This is a genomic window from Vibrio sp. 1641 (genome assembly GCF_033339995.1).
GTDB lineage: Bacteria > Pseudomonadota > Gammaproteobacteria > Enterobacterales > Vibrionaceae > Vibrio > Vibrio alginolyticus.
Window position 1 is genome coordinate 47,156 of the sequence record NZ_JAWOVP010000013.1, and the last position, 21,238, is coordinate 68,393.

At 42.7% G+C, this 21,238-nt stretch carries 18 protein-coding genes; 12 read left to right on the forward strand and 6 right to left on the reverse strand.

Going from position 1 to position 21,238, the window contains the following annotated elements; translation table 11 throughout:
* The first annotated feature begins 87 nt into the window (after positions 1-87).
* From R7Z47_RS19515 to rmf, 8 genes are all read left to right on the forward strand, one after another.
* Positions 88-4,929 (forward strand): NAD-glutamate dehydrogenase, encoded by a 4,842-nt coding sequence (locus R7Z47_RS19515; protein WP_258654547.1) that lies wholly within the window; start codon positions 88-90, stop codon positions 4,927-4,929.
* A gap of 311 nt (positions 4,930-5,240) precedes the next feature.
* Positions 5,241-6,251 (forward strand): quinone-dependent dihydroorotate dehydrogenase, encoded by a 1,011-nt coding sequence (gene pyrD / locus R7Z47_RS19520; RefSeq protein WP_017634281.1) that lies wholly within the window; start codon positions 5,241-5,243, stop codon positions 6,249-6,251.
* Positions 6,252-6,419: 168 nt separating this feature from the next.
* Positions 6,420-6,962, forward strand: coding sequence for a cell division protein ZapC (locus R7Z47_RS19525; protein WP_005377444.1), 543 nt, complete (start codon positions 6,420-6,422; stop codon positions 6,960-6,962).
* Between the two features lie 486 nt (positions 6,963-7,448).
* On the forward strand, positions 7,449-9,569 hold the full coding sequence (gene rlmKL / locus R7Z47_RS19530; RefSeq protein ID WP_053350765.1) for a bifunctional 23S rRNA (guanine(2069)-N(7))-methyltransferase RlmK/23S rRNA (guanine(2445)-N(2))-methyltransferase RlmL: 2,121 nt from the start codon (positions 7,449-7,451) through the stop codon (positions 9,567-9,569).
* A 21-nt stretch (positions 9,570-9,590) separates the two neighbouring features.
* Positions 9,591-9,833 carry a glutaredoxin family protein gene (locus R7Z47_RS19535; RefSeq protein WP_213961979.1) on the forward strand — a complete coding sequence of 81 codons (243 nt, stop codon included), beginning with the start codon at positions 9,591-9,593 and terminating at the stop codon, positions 9,831-9,833.
* Complete coding sequence (locus tag R7Z47_RS19540; RefSeq protein ID WP_213893859.1) at positions 9,811-11,730, forward strand: ABC transporter ATP-binding protein; 1,920 nt, start codon at positions 9,811-9,813, stop codon at positions 11,728-11,730. Before R7Z47_RS19535 ends, R7Z47_RS19540 begins: the two co-directional genes overlap by 23 nt.
* Before the next feature lie 7 nt (positions 11,731-11,737).
* On the forward strand, positions 11,738-13,471 hold the full coding sequence (locus R7Z47_RS19545; RefSeq protein WP_033905318.1) for a DUF3466 family protein: 1,734 nt from the start codon (positions 11,738-11,740) through the stop codon (positions 13,469-13,471).
* A 181-nt stretch (positions 13,472-13,652) separates the two neighbouring features.
* Complete coding sequence (gene rmf / locus R7Z47_RS19550) at positions 13,653-13,826, forward strand: ribosome modulation factor (RefSeq protein ID WP_005377453.1); 174 nt, start codon at positions 13,653-13,655, stop codon at positions 13,824-13,826.
* A gap of 140 nt (positions 13,827-13,966) precedes the next feature.
* On the opposite strand, the gene fabA is transcribed toward rmf, so the two are convergent.
* A complete protein-coding gene (gene fabA, locus R7Z47_RS19555) occupies positions 13,967-14,485 on the reverse strand; it encodes a bifunctional 3-hydroxydecanoyl-ACP dehydratase/trans-2-decenoyl-ACP isomerase (RefSeq protein ID WP_005390081.1) in 519 nt (172 codons plus the stop codon).
* A 70-nt stretch (positions 14,486-14,555) separates the two neighbouring features.
* Positions 14,556-16,196: a Lon protease family protein gene (locus R7Z47_RS19560; RefSeq protein WP_005377458.1), complete on the reverse strand. Its 1,641-nt coding sequence runs from the start codon at positions 16,194-16,196 to the stop codon at positions 14,556-14,558.
* Positions 16,197-16,406: 210 nt separating this feature from the next.
* Between R7Z47_RS19560 and matP the strand changes: the two genes are divergently transcribed.
* From matP to R7Z47_RS19580, 4 genes are all read left to right on the forward strand, one after another.
* On the forward strand, positions 16,407-16,856 hold the full coding sequence (gene matP / locus R7Z47_RS19565) for a macrodomain Ter protein MatP (protein ID WP_005396497.1): 450 nt from the start codon (positions 16,407-16,409) through the stop codon (positions 16,854-16,856).
* A 15-nt stretch (positions 16,857-16,871) separates the two neighbouring features.
* Positions 16,872-17,183, forward strand: a complete 312-nt coding sequence (locus R7Z47_RS19570; protein ID WP_005377468.1) for a DUF3634 family protein — start codon at positions 16,872-16,874, stop codon at positions 17,181-17,183.
* A 114-nt stretch (positions 17,184-17,297) separates the two neighbouring features.
* Positions 17,298-17,621 (forward strand): hypothetical protein, encoded by a 324-nt coding sequence (locus tag R7Z47_RS19575; RefSeq protein WP_025766620.1) that lies wholly within the window; start codon positions 17,298-17,300, stop codon positions 17,619-17,621.
* Between the two features lie 502 nt (positions 17,622-18,123).
* Complete coding sequence (locus R7Z47_RS19580) at positions 18,124-18,489, forward strand: regulator (protein WP_318130553.1); 366 nt, start codon at positions 18,124-18,126, stop codon at positions 18,487-18,489.
* Positions 18,490-18,502: 13 nt separating this feature from the next.
* On the opposite strand, the gene R7Z47_RS19585 is transcribed toward R7Z47_RS19580, so the two are convergent.
* The 4 genes from R7Z47_RS19585 to R7Z47_RS19600 all read right to left on the reverse strand — a co-directional run bounded on the left by R7Z47_RS19585 (position 18,503) and on the right by R7Z47_RS19600 (position 21,237).
* Complete coding sequence (locus R7Z47_RS19585) at positions 18,503-19,279, reverse strand: hypothetical protein (RefSeq protein WP_318130554.1); 777 nt, start codon at positions 19,277-19,279, stop codon at positions 18,503-18,505.
* Positions 19,276-19,443 (reverse strand): hypothetical protein, encoded by a 168-nt coding sequence (locus tag R7Z47_RS19590; RefSeq protein ID WP_318130557.1) that lies wholly within the window; start codon positions 19,441-19,443, stop codon positions 19,276-19,278. The genes R7Z47_RS19585 and R7Z47_RS19590 overlap by 4 nt, the downstream gene beginning before the upstream one ends.
* 340 nt (positions 19,444-19,783) lie before the next feature.
* A complete protein-coding gene (locus tag R7Z47_RS19595; protein WP_262628983.1) occupies positions 19,784-21,001 on the reverse strand; it encodes a zonular occludens toxin domain-containing protein in 1,218 nt (405 codons plus the stop codon).
* Entirely contained in the window at positions 20,923-21,237 is a 315-nt protein-coding gene (locus R7Z47_RS19600) for a DUF2523 family protein (RefSeq protein WP_017822026.1), read from the reverse strand. Before R7Z47_RS19600 ends, R7Z47_RS19595 begins: the two co-directional genes overlap by 79 nt.
* Between the last annotated feature and the right edge of the window lies 1 nt (position 21,238).

The following is a 21,238-nucleotide window of genomic DNA, read 5'->3' on the forward strand; positions in this document are numbered from 1 at the left end:
CATGCATTACCTATGCTTAGTTTCTAAGGTAACAACCTAGCTACTAAGTCCCCCTACAAAACAACAATTCTAATGTGGAGTGTGAATATGACCGCGCGTGAAAATGTAGTGCCGGTTCTGCTTGAAAAGGTTTACCAACTGATTCAAGACAAACTCGAGCTTTCTCACCAAACGCTTGTAACTAAACTTGCTCAACACTTATTCAGTAACATTGCTGATGATGATCTAATTCAGCGAAACGAATCCGACCTTTATGGTGCTGTCGTTAGCCTTTGGCACCATATCAATGAAAAAAAACCAGAAGAGATTTCGGTTCGAGTATTTAACCCGACCGTAAGTCGTCAAGGCTGGCAATCCACACACACAATCGTAGAAATTGTTGTTCCAGATAGTCCATTCTTAGTGGACTCAGTCAAAATGGCTTTAGCACGTTTGGATCTTGTTTGTCACCTAATGTTGAATAACCCAACACAGATTCAGCGTGATAAAAAAGGCCAAGTTACAGACGTAAACGGTGAGGGTGGTGTTCTTCAATCACTTTTCCACATAGAGGTAGACCGCCTTACTAGTAAAGACGAGATGCAAGCGCTTAAAGAAGAGCTGTTAAGAATTCTATCTGATACTCGCTTAGTCGTTGATGACTGGAAGCAGATGGTTGATAAGCTTAAGTTTGTTACTGATGAACTTGAGAAAAATAAAGATCGTGTTTCTATTCAAACTGATCGTATGGATGAAACGATCGCATTTCTTCGTTGGCTAGAAGATCATAACTTTACCTTTATGGGTTATAAAGATTATGACTTAAAAGAGGTCAATGGTGATACCGAACTTGTTCCTGCTAAAGAAAAAGGACTAGGTCTGTTTGCTGATGACAAGCGCGTGCGTAGCGTCAAGCTCTCTGAATTATCAGATTCAGCGCGATTAGAAGCGAAAAAACCATACGCTCTGATCATCACCAAAGGTAACAAAGCATCTCGTATCCACCGTCCAGCTTATACTGATTACATCGGTATTAAAAAGTTTGATAAAAACGGTAAAGTAATAGGTGAGCATCGCTTTACTGGTTTATATACCTCCGCTGTTTACAACCAAGCGGTACAAAGTATTCCTCTGATCCGTGAAAAAGTTGACCGTATCCTTGAAGCAAGTGGATACCGTCACGGATCATACTCATACAAAGCATTGCACAATATCTTAGAAAACTACCCACGCGACGAGTTGCTTCAAGCTAATGAAGAAGAGCTGCTTGAGGTGGGAATGGGTGTTGTACAAATGCAAGATCGTGACTTGCTGCGTTTGTTTGTTCGTAAAGACCCATTTGGTCGCTTCTTCAGTTGCATGGTTTATGTCACTAAAGATCGTTACAACACAGAATTGCGTCGTCAAACTCAACGCATTCTTAAGCAGTACTTTGGTTGCGAGCAAGAGGTTGAATTTACAACGTACTTCTCAGAAAGCCCACTAGCGAGAACACATTACATTGTTCGTGTAGACAATAACAACATTGACGTAGACGTGAAAAAGATCGAGCAAAATCTAATGGAAGTTTCTACCTCTTGGGATGACAGACTAAAAGAATCCATCATTGCTAACTTTGGTGAAAGTAAAGGCCTTCCTCTTTCAAAAGAATATATGAGTGCGTTCCCTCGCTCGTACAAAGAGGACATGATGCCAGGTTCTGCGGTTGCAGATATCGAGCGCTTAGAAGCGTTAAGTGATGATAATAAACTTGGTATGTTGTTCTACCGACCTCAAGAAGAGGGAGCAGATTCCAAAGCTGTCCGCTTAAAGTTATATCATCGCGATGAACCAATTCACCTTTCTGACGTAATGCCGATGTTGGAAAACCTTGGTTTGCGTGTGATTGGCGAATCGCCATATGAGATCGAGAAAAACAACGGTCAGACCTTCTGGATCCTTGACTTCTCTATGCTGCATAAGAGCGAGAAAACCGTTGACCTTCGTGAAGCTCGTGATCGTTTCCAACAAGCATTTGCTGCCATTTGGGCGGGTAATCTTGAAAGTGATGGTTTCAACCGATTGTTATTAGGTGCGTCTTTATCTGGCCGTGAGATTTCCATTCTTCGCGCTTACGCACGATACATGCGCCAAGTCGGCTTCCCATTCAGTCAGCAGTACATCGAAGACACGCTAAGCCACTACCCAGACTTAGCGACAGGTCTAGTCAAGCTGTTCACCAAGCGATTTGATCCGAAACACAAAGGCAGCGAGAAAGGCCAAAACGATCTAATTAAAAAGCTAACAGAGCAGTTGGATCGTGTAGAGAGCTTGGATGATGATCGTATTATTCGTCGTTATATCGAAATGATCATGGCGACGCTTCGTACCAACTACTACCAAGTAGACGAGAATAAGCAGCCTAAGCCTTGGTTATCTTTGAAAATGAAGCCAAGCGATATTCCTGAGATTCCGCAGCCTGTACCTGCATTCGAGATCTTTGTTTACGCACCAGATATTGAAGGTGTTCACCTTCGTGGTGGAAAAGTGGCTCGTGGTGGTTTGCGTTGGTCAGATCGTCAAGAAGACTTCCGTACGGAGATTCTTGGCTTAGTGAAAGCGCAACAGGTTAAGAACACTGTAATTGTACCAGTGGGTGCAAAAGGCGGCTTCGTTTGTAAACGCCAGCCATCTCTCACCAGTCGTGATGAAATTTTTGCGGAAGGTCAGCGTTGTTACAAACGCTTTATCCGTGCACTGCTTGATGTGTCAGATAACATCATTGAAGGAGAGGTGGTACCACCACAAAACGTTGTTCGTCACGATGAAGATGACCCATATCTAGTAGTGGCTGCCGATAAAGGCACAGCAACCTTCTCAGATTTGGCAAACTCTGTTTCTGCAGAATACAACTTCTGGCTAGGTGACGCATTCGCTTCAGGTGGTTCAAACGGTTACGATCACAAAGCAATGGGAATCACCGCAAAAGGTGGTTGGGAATCTGTTAAACGTCACTTCCGTGAAATGGGCATCAACTGTCAGACCACTGATTTTACTGCAATCGGTGTAGGTGATATGGCAGGTGACGTGTTCGGTAACGGTATGCTGTTATCGAAGCATATTCGATTGCAAGCTGCGTTTAACCACATGCACATCTTTATTGATCCAAATCCAGATTCAGCCAGCAGCTGGGAAGAGCGTAACCGCTTGTTTAATTTGCCAAGATCAAGCTGGGAAGATTACAACAAAGACTTGATCTCTCAAGGTGGTGGCATCTTCTCTCGTCGATCAAAATCGATCCAGTTGACGCCAGAAATTCAGAAAATGTTAGGTACGAAGAAAGCATCTTTAGCGCCTAACGATCTGATAAAGATGATCTTGAAAATGAAAGTCGATCTTCTTTGGAACGGTGGTATCGGCACTTACGTTAAATCATCGACAGAAACTCATACAGATGTTGGTGACCGTGCTAACGACATGCTGCGCATTGACGGCCGTGACTTAAGAGCCAAAGTGGTTGGCGAAGGTGGTAACTTGGGTATGACTCAGCTTGGTCGTATCGAATACGCACTAACTGGCGGTCGAGTGAACACGGACTTCGTTGATAACGTAGGTGGCGTTGACTGTTCGGATAATGAAGTCAACATCAAGATCTTCCTCAATGGACTGGTTTCAAATGGCGATCTTACGGTTAAGCAACGTAACCAAATTCTAGAGTCTATGGAAGACGAAGTGGGTGAAATTGTCTTGGATGATGCTTACCGTCAGTCGGAGTCGATCTCTGTTACTGAACAGCAAGGTGTTGGCATTGTTAAGGAGCAAATTCGATTCATCCACACTATGGAGAAAGCAGGGTACTTGGACCGTGCTCTCGAATACATTCCTGATGATGAAACGCTAATCGAGCGTGAAAAACAGGGACTAGGTCTGACTCGCCCTGAGCTATCAGTGTTAGTTGCCTACGGTAAAATGGTACTTAAACAGCAACTTGTTACGGATGAAATCGCAAATGATGAATTCCATGCAAAACAACTTGTTGAATATTTCCCAAGTGCGTTACGACGTAACTATAAAGATCAAATGGTTAATCACCCACTGCGAGCTGAAATTATCGCTACAGCATTGGCTAACCAGATGGTTAATGAAATGGGCTGTAACTTCGTTACTCGTTTGCAAGAAGAAACTGGTGCAAGTGTTGTCGATATTGCCAACGCTTACAGTGCGGCTAGAGAAATCTTTGATTTAGAAGAAATCCTCAAGCAAACTCGCAAACTTGATAACGTTGCGACAGCGCAAGCTCAATACGAAATTATGTTTTACGTGCGCCGAGCACTGCGTCGAATTGCACGCTGGTTGCTTCGTAACCGTAGCGGCAAATGCACGGTCGGTGAGTTGATTGCTATCTACAAGCAAGATGTCAATGTTATCACTGAAACCCTAGACACTATGTTAGTTGAGTCTGAAGTTGAAGAACACAATGAGTTGGCTCAAGGTTGGATAGAGAAAGGGGTTGAAGAGAAACTCGCTCACCAAGTTGCCCGCTTATCAAGCTTACAATCTGCACTGGATATTTCATCAGTAGCAAGTGAAACAGGTAAAACGGTTGAGCAAGCATCGAAACTCTACTTTAACTTGGGTGACCGTTTATCGTTGCATTGGTTCTTGAAGCAAATTAATAGCCAAGCCGTTGATAACAACTGGCAAGCACTTGCAAGAGCGGCATTCCGTGAAGATCTGGACTGGCAACAACGTCAACTTACCGCTCAGGTACTGACTTGTGGCTGCTCAACCGAAGAGCTTGACGTGATGGCTGCGTTAGAAGATTGGATTGAAACTAACGAGCAATCGTTGCACCGCTGGGAGAGTATCTTAAACGAGTTCAAAGTTGGCTCAGTACACGAATTTGCTAAGTTCTCTGTAGCACTTCGAGAGCTAGTACTTTTAAACCTCAACTGCTCATCGAAAGAGTAGTGGAATAATCAAGTCATAAGTAAAAGCCTCGTTATTTAACGGGGCTTTTTATTATCTATTATTCACATTTGGAACGAAAATAGTTACATTGTCACATTGAGTTGAAATTAAAACAGAGTGAAATCGATTGCTTTTAAGCGGTTAGTTACGATTTTTATCGCAGAAACTTGATTGTAATTGTTTGTTTTATATTTGAAAATCTTATAAAGATATAGGTTTTTACTTATTACGTTCATTTTCATTGAATTACGATGAAAAACGGTAAATAATATTGTCCCGTTTATACGGGGCTTTTTTCTTTCGGAGGCACAATGCTTTACCGTCTAGCCAGAACTGGCTTTTTCCAACTCGATGCCGAGAAGGCACATGATCTTGCAATCAAGAACTTCCAACGCTTTAACGGCACACCACTTGATCTCTTTTACCGCCAACAGTTACCAACTCGTCCAGTTGAGTGTATGGGTCTAACATTCCGTAACCCTGTTGGTCTTGCGGCTGGTTTAGATAAAAACGGCGAATGTATTGAAGCATTTGATGCCATGGGCTTTGGCTTTGTCGAAGTCGGCACTGTAACGCCACGACCACAACCAGGTAATGATAAACCACGCTTATTCCGTTTAGTGGAAGCAGAAGGGATCATCAACCGCATGGGCTTTAATAACCTAGGCGTTGATAATTTGATCGAGAATGTTAAACGAGCAAAATTCAATTGTGTGCTCGGAATTAATATCGGTAAAAATAAAGATACGCCAATTGAGAAAGGGGCAGAGGACTACCTGATTTGTATGGAAAAAGTGTATGAGTATGCTGGCTATATTGCAGTAAACATCTCATCGCCAAACACTCCAGGTCTTCGTTCACTTCAATATGGTGAAGCCCTTGATGAACTGCTTTCCGAATTAAAGGCGAAACAAGCGGAGTTATCAGAGAAGTACAACAAGTACGTCCCGTTAGCATTAAAGATTGCGCCAGATTTAAGTGACGATGAAATCTGCCAAATTTGCGATTCTTTATTGAAAAACAATATAGATGGTGTGATCGCGACTAACACAACTTTGGATCGCACGATCGTAGAAGGGATGAAACACGCCAATGAGGCAGGTGGCTTGAGTGGTCGCCCTGTGCAATCACGCTCTACGGAGGTCGTACGTAAGCTTCATGAAGAGCTTGGAGACAAACTTCCAATTATCGGTGTTGGTGGTGTAGATTCCTATGTTGCAGCCAAAGAAAAGATCATGGCAGGCGCTAAGCTTGTTCAAGTCTACACTGGCTTTATTTACCACGGCCCAGGTCTCGTACGTGATATTGTTAAGAATCTTTAACATATACATCAAAAACTACTGAAAAATCAGTACCTGTTACATAAAAAAGAGGACTTTGTTTCCTCTTTTTTTTTATCCGTTCGTTTGTAGAATTTAAAAATCACGAGTAGGTAATTAAGCGTCTTACCTCTTTACCACTGATTTAACTAGTCAAGAGAGAACGGAATAATGCTTAAACCCAGCGACAAATGGAATTGGTATTTTGACGAGCAAAAAGCTTGCTTAATGCTGGATCTGGGGGAGGAAATGATTTTCCAAACCAATCTATCCCGAAAATTGTTGGTTAACTGTGCCTTCTCAAACAGTGAATTTACCGTTGATGACGCCAGCGCATTTCAAACGTTTAATGAGCGCATTCGCTGTCTCGATATCAGTGAATATCGCCAAGCTGAATTAACACTGTATTGTGTTGCTGCAAAGCGTTTTCATAAACCTGTACAGCCTAAGAGCTGGTTCTTCGATGCACAGTCCTCTGATTATGAACCTCAAGAAGGGGACATGGTCTTCCTCACAAATCAATATTCTGATGGTATGTTCATCGTTCTTGAACCAGGCGAAACATCGAGCTTATGTGCTTATGTTAACCAAGAAGCCTTTGTTCTTGATGGCAATAAGGCGCTTCAATTTGGGCAGCCGATTAAAGTAATGCATGATCGCATGGCTTGTGCAAACCACCTCTTTGCAATGACCCCTATGGCAATGGTGGGTTAAAGCTGTTTAATTTTTCTTTATTTCGTTCCTTTGTTTGCCTTAATCGACCTTACTGGGTCGATTTTTTTTGTCCTTTCCTCTGACACTCCAATCCGAAAGACCATGAAACTGTTTGTTTTCTATGCATGCAAACATGAAGCTGGTCACTTTTATTTTACTTATTTCAATTTGATTACTCCTTTAATTAGGCAACCTAGCGCCTAAAACAACCCTATTTATTCCCCTATAAAGGGCATTTGTAAGTAATTTACATCAACCAACCCAAACTGGTGTATACCAAAATGCATGTAAATAAGTATTCACTTCTTCTAAAGGAAACAAAATACGTTCATAAATGAAAAACATTCAAACTAAAGATGTTGAAAGTTTTAGATCATTTGAGTGGTGATGATTTGAACTAACGGGTGGGAAAATACCTTTAAAAACGAGGCATTGATCGTAAAGTCAGGTATAATTGAAGCCATTTTTTATCAGCGAAAGAACACTATGAATCAATATCTCGCGGTAACTTCAAATGGCATGGAAAATTTGCTTGTTGAAGAACTGACTAAACTAGGCATTGAAAATGCGAAACCAGTACAGGCAGGCGTAAAATTTAAAGCGACAAACGAACAGGTTTATCGCTGTTGTTTGTGGAGCCGTTTAGCGTCTCGATTTGTACGTGTTTTATCTGAGTTCACGTGTAACAACGACATGGACTTGTATCTATCCACTTCCACTATTAACTGGGTTAACCAATTTCATAGCTCTAAACGCTTTGTTGTGGACTTTAACGGCACAAACCGTGAGATTAGAAATAGCCAATACGGGGCTATGAAGGTCAAAGATGGCATCGTAGATTGCTTTGAGAATAAAGGCTTGCCACGTCCTAATATCAGCAAAGAACGCCCAGATATTCGTATTCACGTTCGTTTGCATAAAGATAAAGCGTTGCTTGGGGTAGACATGGTAGGTAGTGGTCTTCATCAGCGTGGTTATCGACCAGAATCGGGTCGTGCGCCATTACGTGAAACGCTTGCTTCTGCGATTATCATGCGTTGTGGCTGGGATGGGCATCAACCATTACTCGATCCAATGTGTGGTTCTGGTACTTTGCTTATTGAAGCGGCAATGATGGCAGCCAACATGGCACCTGGCGTTAAGCGCAAACAATGGGGCTTCGAAGTTTTGGAAGACTTTGAACCGGAGACCTGGGCTGAGATTAAATCAGAGGCTAATGTTCAAGCTAGACGGGGTGTCAAGAAAGTTGACGCTAAGTTTTTTGGATTCGATAACGACCCCAAAGTATTAAAAGTCGCTCAAGAAAACGCCCGCAGAGCAGGTGTTGAAGAGTTGATTGAGTTTGCGCAAGGTGATGCTGCAACTATTACTCGTCCCGCAGGATTTGAACACGGTGTTATCGTTTCAAACCCACCTTACGGTGAGCGTCTAGGAACTGAGCCGGGGCTGATTGCGCTCTATACCGCATTCGGTGGACAGCTAAAATCTGAGTTTGGCGGATGTAAAGCATCTATCTTCTCTAGCTCAGACGAGCTCTTGAGTTGCCTTCGTATGCGCGCTGATAAACAGTTTAAATTGAACAATGGTGCGTTACCGTGTCACCAAAAGAACTACAGCATTGCCGAGCGCAGCGCTGATGAAGTTAAAGGTGCAGATACTAACGTTCAAATCGCACCAGACTTCTCAAACCGTTTGAAGAAAAACATTGGCAAGATTGGCAAGTGGGCTCGTAAAGAGAAACTAGACTGCTATCGTATCTACGATGCAGACCTTCCAGAATATAACGTAGCGATCGACGTGTACGGCGATCAAATTGTGATTCAAGAGTACGCAGCACCTAAGAACATCCCTGAAGAAAAAGCCAAGCGTCGTCTAACGGACATTATCCGTGCGACGATTCAGGTGACCGGTGTCGAAGCGAACAAAGTTGTACTGAAAGTTCGTGAGAAGCAGAAAGGTCGAAGCCAGTACCAAAAATTAGGTCAGGTATCAGAGACGCTCGAAGTAAACGAGTACGGTGTGAAGCTGATCGTTAACCTTCATGACTACCTAGACACAGGCCTGTTCTTGGATCATAAGATCACTCGTCGTCGTCTTGGCGAAATGGCACAGGGTAAAGATTTCCTTAACTTGTTTGCTTACACTGGTAGTGCAACAGTGCACGCTGCAGTTGGTGGGGCGCGTTCCACTACAACTGTCGATATGTCAAACACCTACTTGAACTGGGCGAAAGACAATATGCAGCTTAATGGCTGTGTAGGGCGCCAACATAAATATGAACAAGCGGACTGTTTGCAATGGCTAGAAAACGCAAAAGGTGAGTACGACTTGATCTTTATTGACCCACCTACGTTCTCTAACTCTAAGCGTATGGAAACATCATTCGATGTACAACGTGACCACATTAAGCTGATGAAGAACCTCAAACGTTTACTGAGAAGTGAAGGCACAATCGTATTTTCAAATAACAAACGTCATTTCAAGATGGATGAAGAATCACTCGCTGAATTGGGTTTGAAGGCACAGAATATTTCTTCTCAAACGTTACCATTAGATTTTGCGCGTAATAAACAGATTCATAACTGTTGGCTAGTAACGCACGCGTAGTATAAACAAAAGGATTAATACGTGCTGATATTGTATAGCACGGAGGGATGCCATCTTTGTGAGATGGCATTTGCTCTAGTAGACCAAGTCGGTTTGGCCGAGCAAACAGATATCATCGATATTGCGTTCGATGATGTACTATTTTCTCGTTACGGCGTCACAATACCCGTCTTAAAATATCAAGATTCTGAGTTGAACTGGCCGTTTGACTTAGAACAACTCATACATTGGTTGGATAATAATGGCATTACTTACCATTCATAACGCACAACTTGCATTTGGTGACCACCCATTGCTAGATAAAGCGGAGTTCGCTCTTCAAGAAAACGAACGCGTTTGTTTAGTTGGTCGTAACGGAGCAGGTAAGTCCACGTTAATGAAAGTGCTTGCCGGCGACATTTTGTTGGATGATGGCAAGATTCAAATAACTCAAGACGTAGTAGTTTCTCGGCTTGAACAAGATCCACCGCGCAATCAAGAGGGTACGGTTTACGAATACGTATCTGGCGGTTTGGCTGAAATCGGCGAACAATTGAAGATCTATCACGATCTTCTCGATCTTGTTGCTCAAGACCCAAGTGAGAAGAACATTAACCGTTTGGCGAAAGTTCAAGAGCAACTTGATCATTCTAATGCTTGGCGCTTTGATGACCGTGTTAAGAACGTACTTGGCGCTTTAAAACTAAGCCCAGAAACCAAACTGGCCGATCTATCCGGTGGCTGGCAACGTAAAGCTGCTTTAGCTCGTGCGCTGGTTTGTGATCCTGATGTATTGCTTCTTGATGAACCAACAAACCATCTCGATGTGACAACGATCGAATGGTTAGAGAACTTCTTAAAAGACTTCAAAGGCTCGATCATCTTTATTTCTCACGACCGTGCATTCATCAAGTCGATGGCGACACGCATCGTCGACTTAGATCGCGGTCAATTAGCTTCTTTCCCTGGTAATTACGAACAGTATTTGAATGACAAAGAAGAAATGCTTCGCGTCGAAGAAATGCAAAATGCTGAGTTCGATAAGAAACTAGCTCAGGAAGAAGTGTGGATTCGTCAAGGTATTAAAGCACGTCGTACTCGTAATGAAGGCCGTGTTCGAGCCCTTAAAAAACTTCGTGAAGAGCGTCGTGACCGTCGTGAAGTTCAAGGTAAAGTTAACCTAAACATCGATGATGCTTCTCGTTCAGGTAAGATTGTATTTGAAGCAGAAAATGTATCTTTTGCTTACGAAGGCAAGACAATTGTCGACGACTTTAGCTTTAACATCATGCGTGGTGACCGTATTGCACTTATCGGACCAAATGGCTGCGGTAAGAGTACGGTACTTAAATTGCTATTAGGGCAATTGGAAGCGCAGTCTGGTCGTTTACACTGCGGAACAAAATTAGAAGTCGCGTACTTTGATCAGTACCGAGAGATTTTGGATCCAGAAAAGACAGTGATCGATAACTTAGCGGATGGGAAACAAGAAGTAATGGTTGGGGGACGTCAGCGTCATGCGCTGAGTTATCTCCAAGACTTCTTATTTGCACCTAAGCGCGCCAGAACCCCGGTTAAGGCACTTTCCGGTGGTGAGAAAAACCGATTATTGCTAGCCCGTATCTTGTTGAAACCAAACAACTTACTTATTCTTGATGAACCAACTAACGATTTGGATATCGAAACGTTGGAACTTTTAGAAGAAATGCTTGCCAATTATCAGGGTACATTATTGTTAGTGAGTCACGACCGTGAGTTTGTAGACAACACAGTAACAACCAGCTGGATTTTTGAGGGTAACGGTATAATCGAAGAGTTCGTTGGTGGTTATCATGATGCTAAACAGCAGCGTGACCAAGTTCTTGCTTCGCGCAGTCAGGTTGAAAAACCAACGAAGAAAGAGAAAGTGGTTGAGGAAACTCCCAAAACTACGCAACCTAAGAACAATTCGAAGAAGTTATCGTATAAGCTGCAAAGAGAATTAGAGGCTCTACCAGCTAAACTTGAACAATTAGAGTCGGATATCGAGAGCCTTCAGGAGCAAGTGAACGATCCAGAGTTCTTTGCTAAACCTGTAGAGCAAACTCAGCCGGTATTGGAACAGCTTGCTGCACTAGAGCAGGAGTTGGAAATCGCATTCGAGAGATGGGAAGAACTCGAAGCAATGCAACAGGATAGTTAAGAATTCAATGAATTGTAGTAATAAATTCAAATTGACCGCCATTGCAATGATGGTTGGTACCACAATGAACGCACAGGCGGCATTGTATCAAGTTGTTGAGGTTTCACCTCAGGATCATGGTTCAAACGGTGACTACCAAACGGCTTACGGGGTTGCAATTCAACAGGGCGATGCAGGTACAGATCCTTCAACAGGTTCACCTTTCGCTTTAGGCTGCTTTGATGCAGCAGCAAACTGCACGCCAGAGCAGTTTAAACTTGCAATGGAAACTCGCACTACGCCGATTTCAGCGACACAAGCCGTGGATGGGAACAGCTATCGTGAAGAAATCCCATTCGGATTAGACGCTGGCTTTTATTACATCCAAGAACTCAAAGACTTTGAGCGTTACTGTTACAACCAGCTTCGCTATTCCACCTGTGACTCTTGGGCCTCAGTAAACTGGACGCCGTGGAATAAAGAACGTAGTAAAGACTTTACTTCTAATGCGTTAGCGTTCATAGAAGAAGATTCTGCTGCTTATAAAAATGAATATAACAATGTTATCAACCAGCTTACCGAGGATGGTGCAGCTGTCGGTAATCAGAGTAAAGTTAGCACAGAAAATGCTTCTACATTAGAAACACGAAATACCGTAGTTGCACCAGTAGAGCCAAATATTCTTACTGGCGATAGTGACGCAAGTGTTGTGCAAAGCCATGCTTGGAGCACAGACGGCATTTTTACTGTTGGCAGTGTTTCTCGAACAGCAAGCAATACCAATGGATCTCACCATACATCAAAAGCAGCGATTTGGGATCAAAGCGGAACCGTCAGTGAATTGGCTTGGCCAAGTGGCACATCTAAAGATGGAGAAAGGTTAGCTCAAGGGAGCATGCGTGACCTTGTCACTGATGGAACTACGGTCTATGGCGTAGGTTACAACACTTACAGTGATGATAACTACCTGAATGCGACTGTTTTTGTCGGAACTCTAGAAGCCGAAGGTAGCGTTGAAAACGCAACTTGGAAAAATAAAGTTGTTGTAGGAGCTAGACAGCGCGAAGGTGATGATACGGTTCATACAAACTCACGATTAACCGACGTTAACTCTAATTTTGTTGCTATAGGTGAAGCGAAACGTTCGGGCGGATACTTAATGCCAACGGGCTCTGCTCCGAATCGTCTCTTTATCGTAGATGATGTTCGTAAGGATTCTATTAGCGCTTTTTACCCAACTACTGGCATTTTCTTTAGCGGTGCGGGCGGTAAGATGGGCGGTATCAACTCTTACAATGAAATCGTCGGGCAACTTGATGCGGAAACGACTCGTGAAGACGATGGCAAGCCACGTCGTAAGCGCGGTTTTATCTATCCATATAGCCTAGGTGGCGAGACTAGTGAACGTGCTGCAACATTGTTTAATGGAAAAGCTTGGTTCCTAGACAGTTTGACTAATGGCGGTGATTACTCTGAACAAAACAATCAGTTCCGTATTATCGACGCAACTGATATTAATGATGCAGGTGTGATCTCTGGTACTGCTATGAAATGTGCAGGTGGTTATAGCACAACAGCAAACAATGCGACATGTAGCTCTGAAGAGCAAATTGTAGCAGTCAAACTAGTACCTATTGCTGACGCAACTAAGGACGACATCGTATCTCGAAGCATTGACTCAACGACGACAGAGCGTCAAGGTGCAGGCCTTGGTTGGTTAGCTTTGACCATGCTTGGATTGTTTGGGTTCCGTAGAAAATAGTTAAAAATCGTCAGTAATTTTTAAATCAAGCAGAGGCTCACACATTTGAGTCTCTGCTTTTTTTATGCCTTGAGAAATTGCCTACTTTGATCGATTCTTATAAGTGGAGTCATAAAAACTCCATCAAAGTTTCACAATAACAGCTGTACGTTAGTAAATGGACCTGTATGAGGAATTAACTATGAAGAGACAAAAGCGTGATCGCCTAGAACGAGCTCAATCTCAAGGCTACAAAGCTGGATTGAATGGAAGGTCTCAAGAGGCTTGCCCATATCAACAAGTTGATGCTCGGTCGTATTGGTTAGGTGGTTGGCGTGATGCCAGAGATGAAAGACAATCTGGTCTCTACAAATAAACTCTCCACATACAAAAAGAAGGATTCGAAAGGGCTCTACGGAGCCTTTTCTACATTATAGGGACATAGGGAAGCAGGTTAACACTCGATAACAAAAAGGCTCCTAAATAGGAGCCTTAATAAATCGATTAAAATCGTGATTAGAAGCTTGAAGTGTCTTGGAACAAGCCAACTTTCAAATCTTTTGCTACGTAGATTTCTTTGCCGTCCACACATACACGACCGTCAGCCAAACCCATCACAAGCTTACGGTTTACAACGCGTTTCATGTGGATTTCGTACGTCACTTTTTTCGCTGTTGGCAGGATCTGACCTGTAAACTTCACTTCGCCAACACCCAGAGCACGACCTTTTCCTTTGCCACCAACCCAGCCAAGGAAGAAACCAACAAGTTGCCACATCGCATCAAGGCCAAGACAACCCGGCATTACAGGGTCGCCAGGGAAGTGGCAGTCAAAGAACCACAAATCTGGAGTAATATCCAATTCCGCCAAGATCAAACCTTTACCAAAATCGCCTTCAGTCTCAGACATTTTAGTAACACGATCCATCATTAGCATGTTTGGCGCAGGAAGCTGAGGGTAACCAGGCCCAAACAGTTCGCCTTGGCTAGAAGCAAGTAGATCGTCACGGTTATAAGAATCACGTTTGTTTTGCATTATCAATTACTCCAATTTTTGATAGCTGCATCTTAGTGAACACGTGTACGCTAAACAACTCCGATCAGTACTAGACAAACCAGTTTTTGATGCGCTGCACAATTCCTTCTGGATGCTCATGTCTTTCAAAGTTTTCAATACGTTCCGCTATTTTGCCAATAATGCTATCGTCTTCACCTCTAAAAGGTTTATTCATTACAATCGGAATAGCTTCATCTACGGTAGAAACGGACCAAATATGGAACTCACCATTTTTAATGCTTTCTATTACATCTTTATGTAATGCAAGGTGTTTAAGGTTTGATTTTGGCATCACAACACCTTGATTTCCTGTAAAACCTTGATGTTTACAAACCTGATAAAAGCCTTCAATTTTTTCGTTCAAGCCACCGACGGCTTGCACTCGACCAAACTGATCAACAGCTCCTGTAACCGCAACTTGTTGATTAATTGGAGATTCAGATAAAGCACTCACCAAGCAACAAAGTTCTGCAAGAGATGCGCTGTCACCATCAACTTCACTATAAGACTGTTCAAATACGATGGAGGCTGAGTAAGGCAGTGGTTCATCCAGTTTCAGAGCAGAGCTCAAGAAAGCTTGCATAATCATCATGCCTTTTGCATGTAGATTGCCTCCAAGCTCAGCTTTGCGCTCAACATCGGAAACATCGCCATCACCAAAATGAATTACACAAGATATTCGTGCAGGCTCACCATAGCTGACAGGGTGCCCAGCCATATCAATAACGGTTAGGCCATTGATTTGACCAACTTGTTCCCCAGTTGTCTCAATGATGACTTGGCCATCTAAAATATCGTACACGGCACGCTGAGGAAGGTAAGATTCTCGGTAATACTTGTCGTCAATCGCTTTATCTAACGACTTGTAATCTAATGCGTGACCATCACTGAACTGGCTGGCAAGCGTTAGAAGTTGAGAGTGCCACATTACTCCTAAAGGCAGATAATGTTGATCTTCAGTAAATCTCATACCGGCTAGCAACAATCTTCTAAAACCACATTCAGTTAAGTGAGGCAGCTGATATTGAGAACATATCCAGTTCACTAAACCAAAGTAATCTGTCAAATTCTGCTCTGACAGATGAATATCTTCTTCAACTTCCGTATACATGGCAAAGCCAGAACAGAAGTCTTCATCGATGTATTCTAGCTCTGCTAACTGACTTCTTTCTCCTGTTACAATCAGTTTTACATCATAAGCTTTAGCTTGCGGTACTGAAGTAGGTAAACGAGTAGGGCTTAGGTTCAGTGGCTCGATAAGGTTTTGTTGAATTGCAGACTTTATATTTGGCCAAAGCCCTGGGTTAGCCAAAATTAGATTAGCCGGTACAATTAAGTAACCGTTATCTGCCTGTGAAATTAAACCAGGTTGGAAGGCAATATCACCACTTACATCAACACTGTAACGGTCAAATAAACGTTTGGCATCAAGTGATTCCGAAAAAACTATCGCAGCGTTAGACTGGCTCTGAAGAGCTTTACTGATGAACTCTCTATATACAGAATTATCTACGCAGTTAATGAGTAGTACTCGCGTCAATCCGGAAATTTTTGAAAAACGAGATATCGTTGCCGACATTCTCGGTTGGAGATCAGTAAAAGACTTCTTTGGTAACGAAGGTGCAGACTTTAAAAGTGCTTCGTACTGCTCAAGTGAAGGTGTTACGTCTTGCCAATTAAGTTGGTTCATTAAAATTCATCGTAATTCAATCTTGCCGACATTATAACGAAACGGACTATAACACCCTAGCACCAATTTGGTTTGCTCTCGGCATTCATCTCTCAATGAACAATACTTAGACAAATGAGTGATCAACATCGATACTTCTAAGAGTTTTATTTGCCCAAGTAAACCATCTGGGTTACGCTGTCACTAGGTTATGTTTATGGGTCGGAACAAATGAAATATCAGCAGCTTGAGAATCTAGAATGTGGGTGGAAATGGAAGTATCTCATCAAAAAATGGAAAGATGGTGAAGCGATTACCCGACATATTGATACAAGCGAAGCAGATGCAGCGGTCGCAGAACTAAAACGCCTTGAACACGAGCCTACACTTGTCTTAGCTTGGATAGAAAACCACATGTCAGAAGAGTTAGATAATAAACTCAAGCAGGCTATCCGAGCGAAACGGAAACGTCACTTCAATGCAGAGCAAGTCCATACAAAGAAGAAATCCATTGATTTAGATTACCGAGTTTGGGAAAAGCTTTCTAGTAGAGCGAATGAACTTGGTTGTACGTTATCTGACGCAATTGAATATTTGCTTTCCGAAGCGTCGAGAAGTGAAAAAGCGAGTCAAAAAGTTACCTCAATTAAAGAGGATTTGAGTAAATTGCTATCTAGCTAGGATAGGGAGTGCCAAATGTTATATGTAATCTTAATTGCAGCCATCGTGATCTTTTGGTTGATCGCAGTCGATAGGCCGGTGTTAAAAGTAAAGTTCGATAATGGCCATATTAGTAACGTAAAAGGGCACCTACCTCCTTCTTTCAAACACAACTTACAGGATATTAGTGAGCATAACCCGTTTACTGGTGAAATGAAGGTGTATAGCCAACGAACAGGAATGCGCTTAAGCTTTTCCAAAGGCATTCCCAAAAAAGTTCAACAGAGGATTCGTAACGTTTTTCCGCACCAGGGCTTCAAAGCAAACAAAGGCAAGAAGCGCGCTTAATTACATATCAGTTACTTCATCATGTTAAATGGGACGCAATGTGGCGTCCCATTTTCGTATCTACAGAAAAATTACTTATCATCGAACAATCAACAACATAAACGGACCAAAACGATGAGATACGTTGTAACTTTAATGGTATTGATCTTTGCAAGTAATTCAGTTTTTGCTGACGATTCAGAAACGAACCTGTTGGCTAAAAAGATTAAGACTAAGCTTCAAAAGAAAGTAGACAATAAGTTTGATGGCTATCAAGGTTATTGTGACGTCATGATAGAAATGGAGCACAAAAGTAAAAACGCAGTAATAAAAAGAGTAACCAGCAGTGGTGACCAAAAAGTGTGTAGGTACGTTAAGTCCAACTTGAAGAAAGGAAAACGCTATCGTTACAAATACCCCGAAAAGTACATTCGCCTCCATATAACCACAGGCTTATAAATGTTTCAGAACGCAACTGAGCTCGTGATTTTTGGCAGATTTCGTTGCGGAGCGATTAGAGCGTTTAGCTGATTTTTGCTGTTGTACGAGGCGAGTATGAAAGGCTTTTTTGTTTGGTAGCGCTTAAGTTAGTAATCGTGATGCCATTGAATGGCAAATTCAGTGAGTTGGCCATCATCACCATACATAGATTGATTCAGGTGCTTACGGAAGGACACGCCAGTAAGTCGGGGACTAAGCGCGCATCAATTTTCAATAAGAGATTTGATTTGCTTCGTAAGCATAACCACAAACCAAACTAGCGATTGCAAGTCCACAGGAACCTCGGTTAAAGCCTCAAAAGCAAACAATGTTGTTAATCTTAGGAGGACATTTTAAAGTAGCTAAAACCGGACATTATTGCTTTGAGATCTCACTCCTTGGTGCGCATTATATCTGCTTATGTTGAATGCGATTGCATATGTCAGTCCTATAAAATGTCTCTCTTTTGAGGGACTATTCAATGAAGTATCACGAAATGACTAAAAACTATATTTTTCGTGAATTTGAATGTGGTTTATCCGTCGAACAAGCTGCTGAACTTTGTTTGAAAACTGTGAGGACAGTCAAAGAGTGGGATAAGGGAAAAGCTATTCCTCCGGAGTGTAAGAGGCTGATGAGAATGACCAAAGGCCGGGAACTTAGCTCATCCGAAAAGTGGCAAAACTTCAAAATGCATCATGATCGTTTGGAGCTTCCAACAGGCCAGTTAGTTACTGCCCAGCAAGTTTTAACTGGAATAGCCTTACTAGAGATTGGCGCTCTTACAGACTTGGAAGCGGCTAGGAAAGTGCTGAAGTACGCTAGAGCATTGAGAAGTATTATGTAGAAAAAAGGCTCCATTAGGAGCCTGTTTGCGGTTGGTCAGTTTCATTGGATTCTTCATAGATGTAGAGATATTCAATGTTTAAGTTAATTATTTGATTATATTTTAGAATTAACCTTTGTCCCTTTACCTGATAGTAGCGGCCTGATTCTGAGTTATCTTCATTTTGCGTTGCGTTATCCTCTTCTGGAGTAGAGTTATCATCTGCTTTAATATCACGTCTATATACATCAAATAGCACTAACCGATCGAGCTGACCATCTTGGTCTAAATAAAAGTCATCTAAGTAGCCATAATATAGGAATGATCCTTCTTTAGTATCAAGCAAGCAAGATACTTTTATTATTTCGGCGTCAGCATCGCTTGACAACTTCCCCTTAAGTTCATAATACCAAGGAGTGTCGAATGCAAACCTAGAGGATTTATATGGATTTAGCTTGAACAGAATATTTTGAAGTAGCTTTCCCGAAACAAATGAGATTACATACAAACCAATAAAATAAGAGCTAATGTAACCAACATCAGGAGATAAAGCTTCAATGTCGCCATTTGTTAGTTTCACTCCTGTCATTAATTTAATGCAAAGAGCAAAGTCTATAGGCATGATTGATGTGTGGACGACATACCCATAGATAAGTTGAAGAAAAAGCGCACACATTAAAGCACTTGCTGAAGATGCTTCGAATGGCTTTCTTTCTAAAGTCGTGTTTTCTTTTCTCTCGTATGCGCTTGTAAATATAAAACCAGGTAGTATTAGAGCTAGTAGGAAAAAGGCTGGAAATGCAATGTTCATGAAGCTTTTTCAGCCCGTTTTTCATTGGTAATTACGTATTTCTTACCATTTGAAAGAAGAATTACCTTGGAGTTAGAACGACTCTTTACAAATTTTCGTAAAGCTTCTTTTCCATCAGTGTCGTTTCGTATAGCTTTAGCTATCTCGCCCATTAGTGCTTTCATAAAAGCCTCCTTATGTATGTAATGATTCTAGTATTTCGCCTGATACAGATCAATAGATACCATAAGGCATTAATTTCTATAAAGAGTAACTCCCTTAAACTTGAATGTATGGTGGAATTTACCCCCGTAATACAGATTCGGGGGTTTGCTCCGCTTTTAGGTCCCTCCCGCAAAGCGGGCCCCTCCCAAAATGCTCGCAATACCGCGCAAATAATAAAAAAGGGCTCGTATAGAGCCCCATAGTTAAGTTCGGTGTGGAAGTGCCAAGGTTTGGTGTCCTACATGTTCCGCTTCCTCGGTCTACGCAGACTGCGCTAGCTTCGACGCTGTGGCGAGCGGTCTAAATATGGACAGGCATGTTTTGCTGCAATATGTCCGACGGCTTTTCTCTTTGGCCGCACGTGAAGATCCTTTCTGTTTCTTCCCAAGTCACTCGATATACGCAGTCGCTCAACACTTCGAACTGATACCCAATCTTTACCAAGTCCAGATGATCGAAACTGAATAGCTTGTCGCGGCCATCGTACACATCGATGTATATCTTGTAGAACGTCAGGTCACGGTCGAGTTCGGCAGCATACTTCAGCCGTTTGGCGTAGGCGATTTGCTTTGCGTATCCGGTGATATAGAAGTCGTAGTCTTCCAAAGGCCCGAACCCTGATGCTTTCTTTTTCTTCTTCGCTTTGGTTTCTGCCGTATCTACCGTTGGCGTTCCGTCAGGCAGCTGCGCTTGTACTGGTTGTGGTGGTTTAACAGGGTCGGGCGGTTGCTCTGGCTCCGGCCACCAAGCCCAGATATTGAAAACCAATCCAAGCGATAGCAGCACCACCGTTCCGACGACAGGCCAACGCTTCCAGAACGGGCGAATGTCTTTTGCTTCGGCTTCCTGCACTTGTTTGTTGGATTGCGAATGACTCTTATAGAACGGGAAGTATTCTGACTTATAAAATCGGGTAGAGGTGTTCACCACTTCACCGGCACAACCATCTTGCACTTTCTTGGTGTAAGAACTGGTTGAGCCCATGGCCGTGTTCTTTGTGCATCGGTAGGTCACTTCAATCATGTCCTTAATGTCTCGATGCACTTTGCGGATGTTCTGTGTAAGCAAGATGATATCGACACCGTAGTGACGGTGTATTGAGTACCATTCTAGAATGGGCGCGGCCAAGCCTCGACTTGGCAAGCTCATGTGCGCCTCATCGACCACATAAAGTGGCCCTTGTCCTTTTTCATTGCGCCATTCGTCCGAGTAGTCTTCAATCTGACTGAACGGACGCGAGGTTGAACCAAAATCCGTTAAACGGCCATCCACTATTTTGATGAGTTCTCGAACATCTTCACCAAATACCTTAACGAACCAATCAATGTTTAAGGTGATATTGGTAATGACTTTGCGGCCATCTTTAATGGCCGGAATAATATGGTAGGCAACCGCCTCATAAGTTTTACCGCCACCTGGTCTTCCTGCTATGGCGTATATCATGAGCCTAACCTCGTAAACGGAATCAATTGCAGCATCAAACGCACCGTAATAGCGGCCAGAATGATAGACAGACATTGAGGCACACCGACCGCCGCCATGACCCAAGCCACTGTAGGCGGAATACTGGTCATGTACTGGCTCATATCGACCGGAGCGAATAGGGAGAACACACCAGAGAGCAACAGATTCACCATTGCCATGATCTGCTCAACCGCCCAAAAGAACAGGTCTTTGAGCATGTTGACCAGCGAGATTAAAAGCTGATAGAGGAACACCAACAGCTTGTTAAATAAATCGACTAACCAATCCATA